This is a genomic window from Mesorhizobium sp. B2-3-11 (genome assembly GCF_006442215.1).
Classification (GTDB): Bacteria; Pseudomonadota; Alphaproteobacteria; order Rhizobiales; family Rhizobiaceae; genus Mesorhizobium; species Mesorhizobium salmacidum.
Genome location: NZ_VFVS01000020.1, coordinates 48,418 through 63,932, shown reverse-complemented (window position 1 = coordinate 63,932; position 15,515 = coordinate 48,418). Strand labels below are relative to the sequence as shown.

Sequence of the window (15,515 nt, the reverse complement as noted above, 5' to 3'; positions counted from 1 at the left end):
ATATCAGACCAGCACCAGCCCCTGTCGCATGGCAATGGCGATGGCGTCCGTACGATTGGCGGCGCCGAGCTTGATCAGGATCGCGGCGACGTGGAACTTCGCCGTATGCACGGAAATGTTGAGCCGCCGCGCGATCACCTTGTTGGGCGCGCCTTCGGCGAGCAGCGCCAGCACTTCCGCCTCGCGTGGCGACAGCACCGGCCGGGCGGCGTGCTCGTCCAGAACTTCATCCTCGAACGGCTCGCCATCGCCGGCGTGGAAATCTTCACGATGTCCGGGCGCGCGGCCATTGCCCGATATGCTGTAGCCAGCGGCGGCCAACCGCGCCGCCGCGGCGATCAGCAGGTCGTCCGCGCCGGCGGGCATGACGGCAGACACTTCGCCGGCAGGCCGCTCGCCGCCGGCGCGCGCCGACAGCAGCACCCGTGGCACCGAGGCCGGCACGGCATCACCGCTCCTGTCGTCGACGATCGCGACATCGGCCCTGCCGCCGCCAACGACCACCGGCAACAGGTCGTCGCTGGCGGCAAGCGAGGCGGCCAGGCGCTCGGCGCGCCCGGCATCGCCAAGCGCGATCAGCACCACCAGCCGCCGCGAAGCCGCACTGTCGGTCCCGATCCGGTCGCTGGCGAGTGCTTCCATCATTCCTCTCAGCTCAGCGGCTTTTCGCCGATGATCAGCACGACGTCGCGCTGTTCGCCGCCCCGCACGACACCCAACGTCACCGAAGCACCGGCACTGTCAGGCCCGAGCCGGCGGATCAGGTCGCGCGGGCCATGCACGGCCTCGCCGTTCCACGCCACGATGATGTCGCCGAGTGAGAGGCCGGCGGCCTTGGCCGGGCCATTGTCGTCGAGGCTCATCACCATTGCGCCATGTGCGTCGCGATCACGCACCGGATGCAGGCCAGCGCCGAGATAGCCGCGTGCGACATGGCCCTTTTCGCGCAGCGTCGCCACCGCGCGTTCGATCGTCTCGTAGGGCATGACCAGCGCACGGCCGCGCGGCCCGAACAACAGCATGCCGATCAGCGCGCCCTTGGCGTCGAGCACCGGGCCGCCCTCGAAGCGGCCGCCGGCGCCGACGGCCAGGTTGATGCGTCGGTCGATGGTGCCGCCGCGCATCGAGCGCCAGGCCGGCCCGACTTCGCCGACCGAGCCGGACACGGCCAGTGCTGAACCCTGGCTGCTGCCGATGGCAATGGCGATGTTGCCCGGCCGAACGGCATCGGCCCTGGCAAGGACAGGCGCGGTCGCCGCATCGGCGGGCTTCAGCAGGGCGACGCCCGTCGAAGGATCGCGGCCGACCAGTTCGGCCTTCACCGTGGCGCCGGAGGCCAGCGTCAGTTCGATCTCCTCGCCGGCCTCGACGGCTTCCTCGGCGGTGACGAAATAGCCGTCGCGCCAATGGAAGGCGCTGGCCGTGCGGTGGTGATGGGTGGCGAAGCTCGCCGTCGCCGGCGCGGCTTCCGCCGCCAGATCGGCGATGGCGTCTGAAAACGCGCTCAAATTGAAGTCGCTCATAAGGGTCTCCTGGGTTTCTTGCATGTCCCAGATATCGCTCGACGGCGCGCTCGCGGGTACTCGCCTGACGGCTAGTTGCGGGTTTGACTGGCCATCTGGTCAGGTCGCGGCGGTTCGGGCCGCTCCGCACATATAGTGCGTGTCGCGCAAAAGTGCTCACCGGTTTTGGGACAACGACACGCATGTAACAAACGCATCGTTGTGCCTGAAAACACGGAGCCCGTTCATGGCCCTCGCCGCCCCCAAAATCCAATCCGATGGCACCTTGCTCGACGCCTATTCCGAAACAGTAGCGGACGCTGTCGATCGCATCGGCCCGGCCGTCTGCCGCATCGAGCGCATCGGCGGCCCGGGCGGCCATGGGTCGGGCTTCGTCATCGCGCCGGATGGGCTGGTCGTCACCAATTTCCATGTCGTGGGTGACGCCAGAACAGTGCGCGTCTCGATGCCGGACGGCGCCTCCAGCGAGGGCCGCGTGCTCGGCCGCGACCCCGACACCGACATCGCCTTGGTGCGCGCCGATGGCAGCTTCGCCGATGTGGCGCCGCTCGGCGATTCCAAGCGGCTGCGGCGCGGCCAGATCGCGATTGCCATCGGCAATCCGCTGGGCTTCGAATGGACGGTCACCTCGGGCGTGGTCTCCGCGCTCGGCCGCTCGATGCGCGCCTCGACCGGCAGGCTGATCGACGACGTCATCCAGACCGACGCCGCGCTCAACCCCGGCAATTCCGGTGGGCCGCTGGTGTCGTCGGCGGGCGAAGTGATCGGCGTCAACACCGCCATGATCCACGGCGCGCAAGGCATTGCCTTCGCCGTCGCCTCCAACACCGCCAGGTTCGTCATTTCCGAGATCATCCGCTTCGGCCGCGTGCGCCGCGCCTTCATCGGCGTCTCCGCCGACACCGTAAACCTGCCGCGCCGCGCGGCGTTGCTGTCGCAGGTTTCGACCAGCACGGCCGTGCGGCTGCGCAGCGTCGAGAAGGACGGCCCGGCGGCCAAGGCAGGTCTCAAGGAAGGCGACATCATCGCCGCCATCGACGGGCGCCCGGTGACGGGCGTCGACGATCTCGTGCGCATGCTCGACGCCGAGCGCATCGGCCGCGAGACGCTGTGCACCGTGGTACGCCGCACCGGCGTCAGCCAGGTGGCGGTGACGCCGGTGGCAAGGGCTGGTTGAGGCTGCCGCTCACACCCCCGCCGCGCCTTCGGCATACTGCGCCAGGAACTCCTCGCTGGGCGGGATCGGCTTGATGACATCGATCAGCACGCCGTTGGGATCCTTGGTGATGAAGTGGCGCTGGCCGAAGGGCTCGTCGCGCAGCGTGCGCAGGATCGGCAGGCCGGCGGCGGTGATCCGTTCGTAGACTGCGTCAGGATCGCGGACCTCGAAATTGATCAGCAGGCCCGAGGTGCGCCCCCGCCCCTCCTCAGGGATCGTCTCGTGGTCGCCCTGGACGATGCCTAGGTTGACCCTGCGTTTGTCCACCGATTGGAGGTGCACGTACCAGTCGCTCGTAAACAGCGGCTGGAAGCCGAAATGCTCGACATAAAAGGCGGCCGTGCCGGCGACATCGCCGGTCATCAGCACCGGGTAGTAGCTCGTCGTCTTCATCTTTCCTTCTCCCGTCAATTGACATACAGTCTGCATGTAAATCGAATTAACATACAGGCTGCATGTATGCAACAGGAATCCGGGCGCCGCTCGAACCGCGACCGCACCGAGGCGACACGCGCCGACCTGATCGCGGCGGCGCGCAAACTGTTTACGGAAAAGTCCTATGCCGAGACCGGCACGCCGGAGATCGTTGCCGCCGCAGGCGTGACGCGCGGCGCGCTCTATCACCACTTTGCCGACAAGCAGGCACTTTTCGCCGCCGTGGTTGAACAGGAAGCGGCGGCTGTGGCGCGGGAAATTGACCGCGCCTCCCCGCCTTCGCTCAGCGCCCGCGATGCGCTGATTGCCGGTTCCGATGCCTATCTCATGGCCATGCGCGCGCCCGGCCGCACGCGGCTCTTGCTGCTCGACGGCCCGGCCGTGCTCGGCCGCACCGCCATGGACGCGATCGATAGTCGCCATGGCAACCGCTCGCTGCGTGAAGGCCTTGTCGCCGCCATGCGGGCACGATCGATGACAAAGCTGCCGGCGGAGGCGCTGACGGCGCTGCTCGGTTCTGCTTTCGACCGCGCTGCGCTCGCCATCGAGGCGGGCGCATCAGCCGAGGACTACCGCGCCGTCCTGACGGCGCTGATAGACGGACTGTCCCGCGCCTGATGCAGGTCGCCCGGCCCACGCTACTCACTGTCCGTCCAGCGCCGGAACAACGCACTGGCGTTTACGCCTCCAAAGCCGAAGCCATTGGAGATCGCGTAGTCCATCTCCATTGGCCGGGCGTGGTTTGCGACGAAGTCGATCCCGTCGCCGGCCGGATCGGGGGCGCTCAAATTCAGGGTCGGCGGTGCGACCTGGCCCCTGAGCGCCAGGATCGTGAAGATCGCCGCAAGCCCACCGGCGGCTCCGAGCAGGTGCCCGGTCGCCGACTTGGTTCCGCTGACGGCGATGCTGAAATCCGCGCCAAAGACCCTTTGCAATCTAACCTGAATCTGTCCCACTCCGCGGTGGGGAATGAGATGGCGACGCAACCGGAACCCTCCAATCTCGTTATGGCAGGGCATCCTCAAGGCTCACATTCGGGACCGACACATGAAAAAGACCTATGAAAAACCGACGCTACGCAAGCACGGGAAATTGACCGCCCGCACCGCGCAGATCGTGGTTTCCGGGGTGACGATAATCCAGTGATTTCTCGGATGCCGGGTCAGGTGCCGGAGCCGGACACGCCATGGGTCTCCGGCTCCTCTTCGGGCACCTCGCCCGGCTCGAACTCGTTGAAGCAGCCTAGCCCGCGCTTGAACCGGTCGATCAACCAGGCGGCCGCCGGCTTCGGGCTGCGATCGTTGCGGTGCATGGCGAACAATGGCGAACTCACCTCCTTGTAGGGTTCGAGATCAAGCTCCACCAGGCGGCCGCTGGCCAGATCGTCGGCGATCAACCAGCGCGGCAGCCCACCCCAGCCCAGCCCCTCGCGCATCAGTATGTGCTTGGTGCGCACGTCGGTCAGGCGCCAGGTGCGGTAGGCGAAGACGCCGTAATCACGTCCCTTGGTGCGCTCCGACTGATCGGTGACGACAAGCTGCGTGTGCTCGCGCACATCCTCGAGCGCCACCGGCTTCGGCAGCTGTGCCAGCGGATGGCTGGGTGCGGCCGCCGGCACCAGCGACATGAAGCCGATGCGCACGAGATGCACGTCGACATCGCCCAGCAAGCCTCCAATGCCCAGATCGGCCTGTCCGTTGACGACAAGATCGGGGATGAGACCGAGCGTGCCGATATGCAGGCGCAGCATCACGGTCGGAAACCGCGCCTCGAATGCCTTGAGCACCCGCACCAGTACGGGGGAAGGCAATGCCACGTCCACCGCCAGCGCCACCTCGGCCTCCAGCCCGTGATGGTGCCCGTCGACGCGCGAGCGCATCCGCTGCAGCACGCCAATCATGCGCCGCGCGTCTTCCAGCATCGCCCGGCCGATCTCGGTCAGTTGCGGCTCGCGCGTGCCCTCGCGCTCGAACAGCTTCAGCCCGAGCTGCGCCTCGAGATTGGCGATGCCGTAGCTGATGACGGATTGTGCCCGGTTGAGCTTGCGACCGGCGGCCGAGAAACTGCCGGTGTCGGCAACCGCGACAAGGATCTGGAGCTGGTCGAGGGTCGGGTTCGGCTGCATCGTCGTGTATCTACTTTATAGATGGATCGTATAGAAAATATGCCAGTTTATCGGATGGATCGATAGCCCATATATGTCGGGACAATTCATTCAACTGGAGAGACCCGCCATGTCCATTCTTCTTGTTACCTCGAGCCCCCGCGGCGCTGCCTCGCACTCGACCCGCATCGCCACCGAGTTCGCTCAGAAGCTTCTCGCCGCCGACCCATCGAACACGCTGGTCGTGCGCGATCTCGTCGCCAACCCGCTGCCGCACATCGATGCCGACTATGCGACCGGCATCTACACGCCGGCCGATGCCCGCACCCCGCGCCAGGCCGAGGTGGTGGGCGTTTCGGACGCGGTGCTGGACGAACTGTTTGCTGCCGACACGGTGATCCTCGCCACCGGCTTCATTAACTTCAACATCTCCTCGACCCTGAAGTCCTGGGTCGACCACATCGCCCGCTCCGGCCGGAGCTTTGCCTATGGCGAGAATGGTCCCAAGGGCCTCGTCACCGGCAAGAAGGTCTATATCGTGCTGGCTTCGGGCGGCATCTATTCCGAGGGCGCGGCCGTGCAGTTCGATCACGCCATTCCCTATTTGCGCGGCGTGCTCGGCTTCCTCGGCATGACCGATGTCGATGTCATCCGCATCGAAGGCGTCGGCATGGGCCCGGACGCGGTCACTGCGGCGCTCGCCAAGGCGACCGCCAAGGTCGACGCCGTGGTGGCCAGCCAGCAGGCTGCTGCTGCCGCGTAAGGCTCTGGATAATCTGAACTCGAAAGGCAGGCGTTCGCGCCTGCCTTTTCGTTTCAGCCGATCAGATGCCGCAAGAGGCCGGCCGAAGCGACCCCGATCAGCACGGTCGGCAGCATGGAAAGCCGCGTTGCCGCCGCCAGCGTGACGGCCAACGCCACAAGATCAGCCGGATTCCGCGACACGAAGGCCGGCGCGATGACAGAGATCAGCACGCAGCCGGGCGCTGCCTCCATCACCGCCGTGGCGCGGGTGCTGAGCACGCGGTTGCGCAGCACGACATAGCCGCCGATCCGCGTCAGATAGGTGACGCCGGCCATCAGCACGATGGTGAGAAGGGTTGTCGTGTTGATCATGCATCACCTGCCAGCAACCAGGCCGCGACCAGCCCCGACACAGCACCCGCCGCGACATACCAGGCGCCGGGAACGAAGAGATAGACAAGCGCGGCGACTGCCAGGCTGACGAGCCACGGTCGCGCGGCGGCAAAGCCTTTCCACATGCCGCGCATCAGCACCAGGAAGACGGCCGGAAACGCCATATCGAAACCATAGGTCTCGACATCGCCCAGCATCGGGCCGAGCAAGGCGCCGAGCGTCGTGACGGCTACCCAGGTGAGATACATCGCCAGCGCCGCGCCCATATAATAGCGCGGGCTGAAGGCCGGGCCGATGCCCGCGGCGGCACGCTGTTTGGCATCGGCCAGGCCAAGTGCCCAGCTTTCGTCGCACATGAAGAACAGCGCCGGGAAAACCTTGCGCCGCGGTAGCTCGCGCAGGAACGGCGCGAGCGCCGCCCCCATCAGCAGATGACGGCTGTTGACCAGGAAGGTGATGGCGACAATGAGCAGGATGTGCGGCGGCGACGTCCACAACTGGATCGCCGCGAATTCCGAACCGCCGGCGAAGTTCAGGCCGGTCATCAGGGATAACTCGACCGTGCTCAGCCCCTTCTGCGTGGCCTGGGCGCCAAGCACGAGCGCGTAGGGAATGGTGCCGAACAGCACCGGCGCGCAGGACATCACACCACGGCGGAACTCGGATTCCGAACCATTGCCGGCTGCCTCGACTGCCTGTGAAACGCTCATGGTCTGCCATAGGCCGGCCTCGCAGCCGCCCTGCCCTGCGTTTGGAAATTTCGTGATGTCAGGGGCGAAACATACCTACACCTCCCGGAAATTTGGTTGCGAAGATTGTTGTCTTTCGCCAAATTTTGGCATTGAATGTCACATTTCCGCAGGAAAATGGAATTCGACGCCATGAAGCTCGACGACATCGACAAGCGCATCCTGCGGGCACTGCAGCGCGACGGCCGCATGGCCAACAATGATCTGGCCAATGAGGTCGGCCTGTCGCCCTCGCCTTGCCTGCGGCGCGTCAAGCTCCTGGAGGAAGCCGGCGTCATCGACCGCTATGTCGCCGTGCTCAATCCAGCCAGCATCGACAAGGGCCTCACTTTCTTCACCCGGATCTGGCTGAAGACGCAGGACGAGGACACGATCGAGCACTTCGCCACCGAGGTGGCCAAGCTGCCGCAAGTGATGGAATGCTATCTCATGCTAGGCGACTGCGACGCCCTGGTGCGCGTGGTGGCGGCTGATATCAACGACTATCGCCGTTTCCAGTCGGAGCATCTGAGCCGCATCAAGGGCGTGCAGAACGTCAAGACCGACGTTCCCAGTTGGACGATCAAGTACACATCGGAACTGCCGATCTGAGCCTTTGAAATATCTCTCAGCGCATTTGACGAGGCGCAGGCCATCGCCTGGCCCTATAAGAATTTCCATCTGGAATGTCGATCCGAGCACGCCTCGAACGTCCTTGGGACGCAACCGGAATTGCCGGGCGGCGTCGAAGGATCGATCCTGTTCCCGGCTGGGAGAAGAAACATGAATCATTCCTACCGTTGGGTCATCGTCGCGGCTGGCGCGCTGATGTCCTGTGTCGCCATCGGCACGATGTTTTCGCTGGCGATTTTCCTCGAGCCAATGGCGATCGATACCAACTGGTCGCGCGCGGGCATTTCGAGCGCCATGACGCTCAACTTCCTGGTGATGGGCCTCGGCGGCTTCGCCTGGGGCGCCCTGTCCGACCGGTTCGGCGCCCGCATCGTCGTCACGATCGGCGCCGTGCTGCTCGGGCTGGCGCTGGTGCTGGCAAGCCGCGCCGGGTCGCTTCTCACCTTCCAGATCACCTATGGCGTGCTCGTCGGGCTCGCGGCAAGCGCCTTTTTCGCACCGATGATCGCGCTGACATCAGGCTGGTTCGACACCAATCGCGGGCTAGCGGTATCGCTGGTCTCGGCCGGCATGGGCGTGGCGCCGATGACGATCTCGCCTTTCGCGCGCTGGCTGATCTCGGCCTATGAATGGCGCGCCGCCATGTTCGACATCGGCCTCCTGGCCTGGGTGCTCCTGCTGCCCGCCGTCCTTCTGGTGCGCCAGCCGCCGAAACCCGCCGCCTCCGGTGCGGCCGCGGCACCAGTCGCCGAAGGCGCCGGCCTGACGGTCGGGCAGGCGCTGCGCTCGCCCCAATTCATCGTGCTGGGGCTAACCTTCTTCGCCTGTTGCGCGGCCCATTCCGGCCCGATCTTCCACATGGTCAGCTACGCCATGCTGTGCGGCGTCGCCCCGATGGCCGCGGTCTCGATCTACAGTGTCGAGGGTCTGGCTGGCCTCGGCGGCCGGCTGCTCTACGGCGTGCTGGCCGACAGGCTGGGCGTCAAGCCGGTGCTGATCGTGGGGCTGGCGATCCAGGCGATCGTCATTGCCGCCTATCTCTCGATCAGCCAGCTCGACCAGTTCTATATGCTGGCCGTCATCTTCGGCGCCACCTATGGCGGCGTCATGCCTCTCTACGCCGTGCTGGCGCGCGAATATTTCGGCCAGCGCATTCTCGGCACCGTATTCGGCGCCGCCACCATGCTCTCCAGCCTCGGCATGGCGCTGGGGCCGCTTGCCGGCGGCATGATCTTCGACGCCTATGCCAGCTACCATTGGCTGTTCATCGGCTCGGCTCTCATCGGCCTGGGTGCCGCGGGCATAGCCATCGCCTTCCCGCCGCTGCCACGCACGGCGTTGCAGACGGCATAGTGCATGTCGCCCGGAAGTCTCCTCGGTTCCGGGATAACGACACGCATAAAATCAGGAGACACGGGCCGGACGGCAATCGTGGCCAGATGACAAACGGGCTTGACTGGCCATGGCCGGTCAAGCCACCGCCTGCTTCGGCGTCACGCCGACTTGAGAACCGTGAACGGCCGCTTCTGAATGGCCCGTTTGGTCTGGAAATTCGCGGCCGGAGCCGGGCGGCCGACATGAAAGCCCTGGACTTTGTCGATGCCAAACTGGCGCATGAGGAGCATCTGCTCTTCGGTCTCCACCCCTTCGACCAGGATTTTGTGGCCGCGATTTCTGACCAGCGCGATGATATCCTGCAGCATCGCCATGCCCTTGGGGGTGCCGCAGTCGTGGAGAAACGAGCGGTCGATCTTGACCGTATCGAAATCGATGAGACGAAGCCACGAAAGGCCGGCGAAGCCCGTCCCGAAATCATCGAGCCATATTCTGATTCCGAGCAGCTTCAGATCGCTGATGCAGCGCAGGATGTCGGAGTGCATCTCCATCTCCAGCCCCTCGGTGATCTCGAAGGCCAGCCGGTTGCCGGTCACGCCGGTCTCGCCCAGAATGGTCGCGACCGATGTCGCGAAGCCGGGCGTCTTGAGCTGGATCGGCGAGACGTTGACGCTGACGACGCGCACGTGATCCTGCGCCAGGAGTTCGGCGCACACGGTCCTTATTGCCCAACGCCCGAGCTCGAGGATGGCGCCGGTTCGCTCCGCGACGGGAATGAACAGGCTCGGCGGAACCAGGGTCCCGTCGAGCATCTTGAGACGCATCAGCGCCTCCACGGCCTCGACCCGGCCCGACGCGACGTCCTGGATGGGCTGATAGACAAGCGAAACGAGATCCTGGCCGATCGCGATCTTCAGCAAAGCCGCGAGATTCTCGCTCTCGTCGCTGCTCTGGGGATCGGTCGGATCGAACAGCCGGACACAATTTCGGCCGCCGGCTTTTGCCAGATAGAGCGCTCGATCGGCCTCGTGGATGATCTTCTCCAGCTTGGCGGCGGTCTGCTTCCTGGTGAATGCCGCGCCTACGCTCGCCGTCACGATCGCGATGCCATCCCGCCGCAACTCGTGCGCGATCGCCAGATTCTCCACCGTGCTGCAAATGGCTTCGGCGAGATCCGCGACCTGGTCTTTCCTGGCCATGCGAGCCAGGACGATGAATTCCTCCCCACCATAGCGGCCGATGGAGCCATCATATTGCTTGATCAGGTCGCTGAGCGCCTCGGCGACCTGGATCAGGCAACGGTCACCTTCCTGATGGCCATAGCAATCGTTGAACTTCTTGAAGAAGTCGACGTCGATGAGGATCGCCGCAAAACCATGGCCAAGCTTTTGCCAGTCATTCCAGTAGTCGCGCAGTTTCTCGTCGATGGCGCGCCGGTTCTCCAGGCCTGTGAGCGGATCCGTCCGCGACAGCCTGAGCAGGGCCTTGCCGCGCTCGGTGGCCTCATTGTGCTGGATCTTGGCCTCCAGCGCGTTGAGGAAGACGTTGTAGCGCTCTTCGTTCAGCTTCCAGTTCACATAGGATGTGAACGTGAAGCACGAAACGTAGAAAGTGCCAAATACCATCTTATATGCCAGCGACGCGGGTAGAAAGTAGTTCACCACATACAAGATGCACAAAATTATAGTCGACGTTATGATCGACACTTTGAAACGGAACGTGAAGAAGAGATTGGCGCTCATCATGAAAATGGTGCCGAAGACCATATAATAGGCGACGGTTTCCTTGTTCGCCCCCATGGAGGCGGGGTAAAGCCAGCCGATATAGCCGAAGATGATGGCCGCGGCGCAGGTTACGTCAAGCCAGTCCGTGGCGGCTCCCCTGCGAAGCTGTGCTTCCAGGACCAACAGTGCGGTCAGTCCGACAGCGAAGCGGGCCGTGATCGTGAGGGCGGCCACATCCGGTATCAGCAGCAGATCCGATACCGAAAACAAGACATAGATGACGACGGCGATCCAAAGGCCTGGCCTGGCTTCCTTCCTTCGCTTCGCCTGGGCTTCCGTACGGTAAAGGATGCGAAGTTCGGCCGCCCCCAGCTCCTGGCGGGGATCGTGCGGGTCCGAATCGACCGCATCGGCCACTCTGGATGACGCGCGTTCGTTCACGACAAATCCCGGCTGAAGGGCATCTCGCGTTCCGAATTCTTTTGCAGCTTCTGCCCCCAACGCAGACCGACTCCTTGGGCGCGACATCTCTTGCCGCGCGATCAAATGCAATGATGCAGGACAAGTTTCCGTTAACTCGAACCGGGAATCCCCTCCTTAAAAACCCCAAAGAATTGACATGGTTAGCGGGAAATTAATCATACCGATAAAATGCCCGGGACCCGACATTGGCAAACCGAATATTCTAAGCAATAAGTTAACTGACTGTTAACTATGGAGTCTTGGTGTGCAAACTGTCTTTGATGGCCAGAGTCTGATTACTGCGGAGGCAATTGCCAGTGGTCTCCGTCGAGGAAAGCCCGAGCATCATGGCGAAGCGTTCGAAACCGCTCGCGCGGAGCTGGCGCTCATCCTCCACGCGACACAGCAACAGGTCGAGCAGCAAAAGTTTCCCGCCGAGATCGTTCGCCGCCTGCTGTCGCTTCTCAACGCGTTGCGTGCCAAGGTTCATCCCGACGTGTGGCAAGCCTTGATACCGGTGGCGCAGAACCACCCGATCCAGAAGTACTTTCTCGAGGATCCGCTGACGCATTGGTCCTTCACCAAGCCCAGGGGTTATTCCGGCGACGCGCAGTTGCTCGACTACATCTATTGTGACCCGCACGTGGCCGAGAGCGTGGCGAACGCCTCGGAGATCGGCAAGGCGCTTTACAGCCATACCCAGAACGTGCCGTCATGCGTCGCGGCACGGGAGCGCCGCGATCTGCTGACCCGCTATGTCGATGAGACCGCGGCCAAGAATGGACCGGAAACCGAAGTCCTGGCTATCGCGGCCGGCCATCTGCGCGAAGCGAACCGTTCGGCCGCATTGGCCGAGGGCGGCCTCAAGCGCTGGGTCGCGCTCGACCAGGATCCCCAGAGCGTCGGACTGATCGCGCGCGATTTCCAGGGCACCGCGGTCGAGGCCATCGACGGCTCGGTACGGACCGTGCTCACCAGGGGCCACAAGCTTGGCAAGTTCGATCTCATCTATGCCTCCGGGCTTTACGACTACCTCCAGCACAACGTCGCCGTGAAACTCACCAAGACCTGTCTGCAGATGCTGAAGCCGAACGGGACATTCCTGTTTGCGAACTACGCCGAGGGCACTCCTGACGCCGGCTACCGGGAAACGTTCATGGACTGGGTGCTGCTGCTGCGGTCGGAAGTCGACATGTGGAACATCATCAATGCCAGCGTCGACCGCAACACCGTGGAGGCGCAAGTGTACTTCGGCGAGAATCGCAACGTGCTCTACGGCGTCATCCAAAAGCGCGGCTAATACCCAGCTGGATGGCACGCCGGCCAAGGACCTCGAGCGCTTCACGGAGTGCTCGAGGGTGTAAGCCCCCTCACGCGCGATCCACGCCCTTTCGGAGACGCCTGGACCCTACCCGAAAATCCGATCTCCCTGCTCGTCGACGAGCTGGATGCCTTTCTTGATCGAGATGTCGACGGCGTCGTCCAGTCCGGCGAAACGGTCGGCACGGATGAATTTGTGCTCCTTCACCACGCCATCGACCTCCTTGGAGACGACGCCGCAGGTCTGGTACTGGCCTTCGGTCTTGTAGGGCGTGGCGCTGATCGTAAAACCCTTGTGCTCGACCTGCTTGGCGGGCGCGGCACTTGCGGGCTCGGCCGCTTCGCCGCCACCGCCGCCGAAAAGACGTTTCAGAAAAGACATCGCTCAAATCTCCTTGCCGCCTGCGATCGCCGTCGGTATGCGATTCACGACGCTGTCGGCCCAGCATGCGCGAATGTGCCGCCGCGTTCCAGCCCCCTGATGAAGACGGTGACCAGGAGCTCGATCTGCCGGTCGATCTCGTCCGCCTGCCGGCGCACGGACCTTGCCGCATAACCACTGGTGACGATGCCATGCACGCTTGACCAGAGGGTTCGCGCGGCGATCCGGCGTGTGTCCTCGTCGAGATCGAAGCCGCCATCGGCAAGGACGCTGGCGATGATCTCGAACAACTGGTCGAGCCGTGCCTCGTAGACGTCGGGCGCGGTCAGTACCGGACGCCGCCTGTTGAAGGCAAGCAGCGCCGGCCAGCTGCCGGGATGCGCCTCGACGAAGCGAACATAGGTGCCGGCCAGCGCCATCAGCCGTTGGCGCACGTCGGTGATGCCGCGCCTGCCAAGATCGGCCATCGCCGCAGCGCCGGCGATCCCCAGCCGGTCGAGCAGCCGCATGTTGACTGCGCGGTGGACCCCGTCGAGATCGGAAAACAGATTGTAGACCGAGCCGACCGAGATGCCCGCCTGTTCGGCGATGGTCCTGGCCTTCAGATTGTCCATGCCGCCTTCGTTGAGCAGCGTCTCGGCAATGGCCAGCACCCGCTCGCCCGTCTCTTCCTTGTCCAGCGCCATATCAGTCCTTTTTGGATGCGCGTGCCTTCGACGGCACGCTTTTTCGCACCCCCGACTTCCCTTCGTTTACCATATGCCGGATATCGTGAACAGCGTTCATAATTCTCTTGACGCCGGGCACGGCCCGGCGGTGAAGGTGCGCGCCAGGGGCGTGCTCGAGCGCCTGAAGACCATCAACTGAAGATTTTTGGACCTGACCACGACCACATCAAACCCAACTTCGATCCAATCAAAGGAACACGACAATGAACGGCAATCAGACCTACATCATGTTCAACACCGTCTCGGTCGGCGCCGCCTACTTCATGCTTGGCCTGTCCCTGTGGCTGGCGCCGGTCGACCTGTCGACCAAGGGCTACTGGGCCATGGGCATCCTGCTGCTCACCGGCAGCCTGGCGAACTGGTCAAGTACCGCACCGACGAGCGCATCTCCGCCGAGACCACCGCCAAGATCGAAAAGGCGCGCAACGAAAAGCTGATCAGCGAATATGTCGGCAAGGAATGATGCCGGCATGGCCTGACGAGAAAAGCCCGGGTCTCCCCGGGCTTTTCTGTTGGGCTTTCGCGCTTCAAGAGACGCGCGGACATCATGAGATCAGCGGTGCGACAGCGCTTCCAGCGCTTCGGCGGCGGCTTCTAGAATGGCGATCGCCTCGGCCTGCTTTTCAGCTGGCGCATCGACGATGTCGCCGAGTGCCGCGCGCAGCCGGTGGCGGATGGCACGGAATTCGTCACGCGTTTCCGAGCGCTCGCCACGGCCGCTCCGGCCGCCGCGGCGGTCCTCGCCGTCATCGTTCCAGCCGAACCAGTCGCGCGCCTTGGCCATCTTGCGGCCGAAGCGCTCGAGATGATCGAGCACGCCGTCGATCATTTCGCGGTTGTCGGCCAGATGCGCCTGCCCGGCCTCGGTGATCGAGAACACCTTCTTGTTGCCTTCGCTCGTCGACACGGCATAGCCGGCCTCTTCCAGGAACGTCAGCGTCGGGTAGACCACGCCCGGGCTCGGGCTGTAGATGCCGCTGGTGCGCTCTTCCAGCGCCTTGATGATGTCGTAGCCGTGGCGCGGCGCCTCGGCCAGCAGCGACAGCGTGATCAGCTTGAGGTCACCGTCGGCGAGCATCCGTCCGGCGCGGAACATGTCGCCCGGGCCGCGGCCACCGCCCCTACCGCCGAACGGACCGAAGCCGCCGCCCCCTCTGCCACCAAATTTGCCGCCAAACTTGCCGGCCATGTGCATGAACATGCGCTCGCCAAAATGATGATGATCGGAATGATCGTGTCTGTGCATTGATTGCTCCTTGAGTTCTATCTTACGATATATCTTAGTTAGGCGCGCAGTGCCGTCGAGTCAAGATATATCTTACGATGTATCTGGTCACGAGCCAAGCGACATCGTGGCTTCGAAGCGTCAGGCTCGGCAGGAATGGATGGAGTGCGAATGGACTACCAGCGGCCTTTGCGCCGATTCCAGCCGTAGAGCAGATCGGCGAAGCGATCATAGGCAAGGCGGGTCAGCGGCAGCATGAGCCGATTGCCGAATAGGCTTGCCAGCCAGCCCTCGCCCGGCGTCAACAGCCAGACCGCGATCGCCACATCGGCGCCGATCAGCAAATTGCCATCCGCATCGGTGGCATGCAGCCGGCGGCGGATGTCCTCCAGCGAGACGCCGTGCGACGACAGCGCATCCGGCTCCAGGTTGATATCGCGGAACTCGACCCGACCGGCCTTGACCGCCGCGATCAGCCGCCCCTTCTGCCTGCTGATGCCGGCATCGCAGACCGGACAGCGCGTGTTGTACCAGACGGTCAGCGCGGGGCCGGGCATCGG

General features: G+C 64.0%; 19 protein-coding genes and 1 pseudogene. 8 read left to right on the top strand and 12 right to left on the bottom strand.

Features of this window, described 5'->3' with window-relative positions:
* Positions 1–3 precede the first annotated feature (3 nt).
* On the bottom strand, positions 4–642 hold the full coding sequence (locus FJ960_RS24160; RefSeq protein ID WP_140717367.1) for a helix-turn-helix transcriptional regulator: 639 nt from the start codon (positions 640–642) through the stop codon (positions 4–6).
* A gap of 8 nt (positions 643–650) precedes the next feature.
* Positions 651–1,523: a S1C family serine protease gene (locus FJ960_RS24155; protein ID WP_140717272.1), complete on the bottom strand. Its 873-nt coding sequence runs from the start codon at positions 1,521–1,523 to the stop codon at positions 651–653.
* A gap of 226 nt (positions 1,524–1,749) precedes the next feature.
* Here FJ960_RS24155 and FJ960_RS24150 point away from each other — a divergent pair, with 226 nt between their 5' ends.
* Entirely contained in the window at positions 1,750–2,700 is a 951-nt protein-coding gene (locus tag FJ960_RS24150) for a trypsin-like peptidase domain-containing protein (protein WP_140717270.1), read from the top strand.
* Positions 2,701–2,709: 9 nt separating this feature from the next.
* Here the strand turns inward: FJ960_RS24150 and FJ960_RS24145 are convergent, their stop codons facing one another.
* Positions 2,710–3,135, bottom strand: coding sequence for a VOC family protein (locus tag FJ960_RS24145; protein WP_140505170.1), 426 nt, complete (start codon positions 3,133–3,135; stop codon positions 2,710–2,712).
* Between the two features lie 66 nt (positions 3,136–3,201).
* Here FJ960_RS24145 and FJ960_RS24140 point away from each other — a divergent pair, with 66 nt between their 5' ends.
* Positions 3,202–3,795, top strand: a complete 594-nt coding sequence (locus tag FJ960_RS24140; protein WP_140717268.1) for a TetR/AcrR family transcriptional regulator — start codon at positions 3,202–3,204, stop codon at positions 3,793–3,795.
* A 20-nt stretch (positions 3,796–3,815) separates the two neighbouring features.
* Here FJ960_RS24140 and FJ960_RS24135 read toward each other — a convergent pair.
* Positions 3,816–4,133: pseudogene (locus FJ960_RS24135) on the bottom strand (beta-ketoacyl-[acyl-carrier-protein] synthase II); the annotation flags it as partial.
* A gap of 91 nt (positions 4,134–4,224) precedes the next feature.
* Here FJ960_RS24135 and FJ960_RS29685 point away from each other — a divergent pair.
* Positions 4,225–4,323 carry a putative RiPP precursor gene (locus tag FJ960_RS29685; RefSeq protein ID WP_198028830.1) on the top strand — a complete coding sequence of 33 codons (99 nt, stop codon included), beginning with the start codon at positions 4,225–4,227 and terminating at the stop codon, positions 4,321–4,323.
* A 16-nt stretch (positions 4,324–4,339) separates the two neighbouring features.
* Here FJ960_RS29685 and FJ960_RS24130 read toward each other — a convergent pair whose 3' ends face one another.
* A complete protein-coding gene (locus tag FJ960_RS24130; RefSeq protein ID WP_140717266.1) occupies positions 4,340–5,302 on the bottom strand; it encodes a LysR family transcriptional regulator in 963 nt (320 codons plus the stop codon).
* Between the two features lie 109 nt (positions 5,303–5,411).
* On the opposite strand from FJ960_RS24130, the gene FJ960_RS24125 reads away from it, so the two are divergent.
* A complete protein-coding gene (locus FJ960_RS24125; RefSeq protein WP_140505161.1) occupies positions 5,412–6,044 on the top strand; it encodes an FMN-dependent NADH-azoreductase in 633 nt (210 codons plus the stop codon).
* 53 nt (positions 6,045–6,097) lie between these two features.
* Here the strand turns inward: FJ960_RS24125 and FJ960_RS24120 are convergent, their stop codons facing one another.
* The gene (locus tag FJ960_RS24120) at positions 6,098–6,397 is read right to left on the bottom strand and encodes an AzlD family protein (RefSeq protein ID WP_140717264.1); all 300 of its coding nucleotides are present in this window, start codon (positions 6,395–6,397) and stop codon (positions 6,098–6,100) included.
* Positions 6,394–7,128, bottom strand: coding sequence for an AzlC family ABC transporter permease (locus FJ960_RS24115; protein WP_140717262.1), 735 nt, complete (start codon positions 7,126–7,128; stop codon positions 6,394–6,396). The genes FJ960_RS24120 and FJ960_RS24115 overlap by 4 nt, the downstream gene beginning before the upstream one ends.
* 171 nt (positions 7,129–7,299) lie before the next feature.
* On the opposite strand from FJ960_RS24115, the gene FJ960_RS24110 reads away from it, so the two are divergent.
* Positions 7,300–7,758: an Lrp/AsnC family transcriptional regulator gene (locus FJ960_RS24110; protein WP_140505199.1), complete on the top strand. Its 459-nt coding sequence runs from the start codon at positions 7,300–7,302 to the stop codon at positions 7,756–7,758.
* A gap of 171 nt (positions 7,759–7,929) precedes the next feature.
* A complete protein-coding gene (locus tag FJ960_RS24105; protein WP_140717260.1) occupies positions 7,930–9,132 on the top strand; it encodes an MFS transporter in 1,203 nt (400 codons plus the stop codon).
* Positions 9,133–9,272: 140 nt separating this feature from the next.
* Here FJ960_RS24105 and FJ960_RS24100 read toward each other — a convergent pair whose 3' ends face one another.
* Positions 9,273–11,366: an EAL domain-containing protein gene (locus FJ960_RS24100; protein ID WP_246672920.1), complete on the bottom strand. Its 2,094-nt coding sequence runs from the start codon at positions 11,364–11,366 to the stop codon at positions 9,273–9,275.
* A 199-nt stretch (positions 11,367–11,565) separates the two neighbouring features.
* On the opposite strand from FJ960_RS24100, the gene FJ960_RS24095 reads away from it, so the two are divergent.
* Complete coding sequence (locus FJ960_RS24095) at positions 11,566–12,600, top strand: class I SAM-dependent methyltransferase (RefSeq protein ID WP_140505153.1); 1,035 nt, start codon at positions 11,566–11,568, stop codon at positions 12,598–12,600.
* A 108-nt stretch (positions 12,601–12,708) separates the two neighbouring features.
* Here FJ960_RS24095 and FJ960_RS24090 read toward each other — a convergent pair whose 3' ends face one another.
* Together FJ960_RS24090 and FJ960_RS24085 are read right to left on the bottom strand one after the other, a co-directional pair.
* Entirely contained in the window at positions 12,709–13,002 is a 294-nt protein-coding gene (locus tag FJ960_RS24090) for an HlyU family transcriptional regulator (protein WP_027145774.1), read from the bottom strand.
* A gap of 44 nt (positions 13,003–13,046) precedes the next feature.
* Positions 13,047–13,688: a TetR/AcrR family transcriptional regulator gene (locus FJ960_RS24085; protein WP_140717256.1), complete on the bottom strand. Its 642-nt coding sequence runs from the start codon at positions 13,686–13,688 to the stop codon at positions 13,047–13,049.
* Between the two features lie 245 nt (positions 13,689–13,933).
* Between FJ960_RS24085 and FJ960_RS24075 the strand changes: the two genes are divergently transcribed.
* Positions 13,934–14,167 (top strand): YiaA/YiaB family inner membrane protein, encoded by a 234-nt coding sequence (locus FJ960_RS24075; RefSeq protein ID WP_246672919.1) that lies wholly within the window; start codon positions 13,934–13,936, stop codon positions 14,165–14,167.
* Positions 14,168–14,283: 116 nt separating this feature from the next.
* On the opposite strand, the gene FJ960_RS24070 is transcribed toward FJ960_RS24075, so the two are convergent.
* Positions 14,284–14,976, bottom strand: coding sequence for a PadR family transcriptional regulator (locus tag FJ960_RS24070; RefSeq protein ID WP_140505148.1), 693 nt, complete (start codon positions 14,974–14,976; stop codon positions 14,284–14,286).
* A gap of 155 nt (positions 14,977–15,131) precedes the next feature.
* Positions 15,132–15,512 carry a DCC1-like thiol-disulfide oxidoreductase family protein gene (locus FJ960_RS24065; RefSeq protein ID WP_140505147.1) on the bottom strand — a complete coding sequence of 127 codons (381 nt, stop codon included), beginning with the start codon at positions 15,510–15,512 and terminating at the stop codon, positions 15,132–15,134.
* Positions 15,513–15,515: the final 3 nt, after the last annotated feature.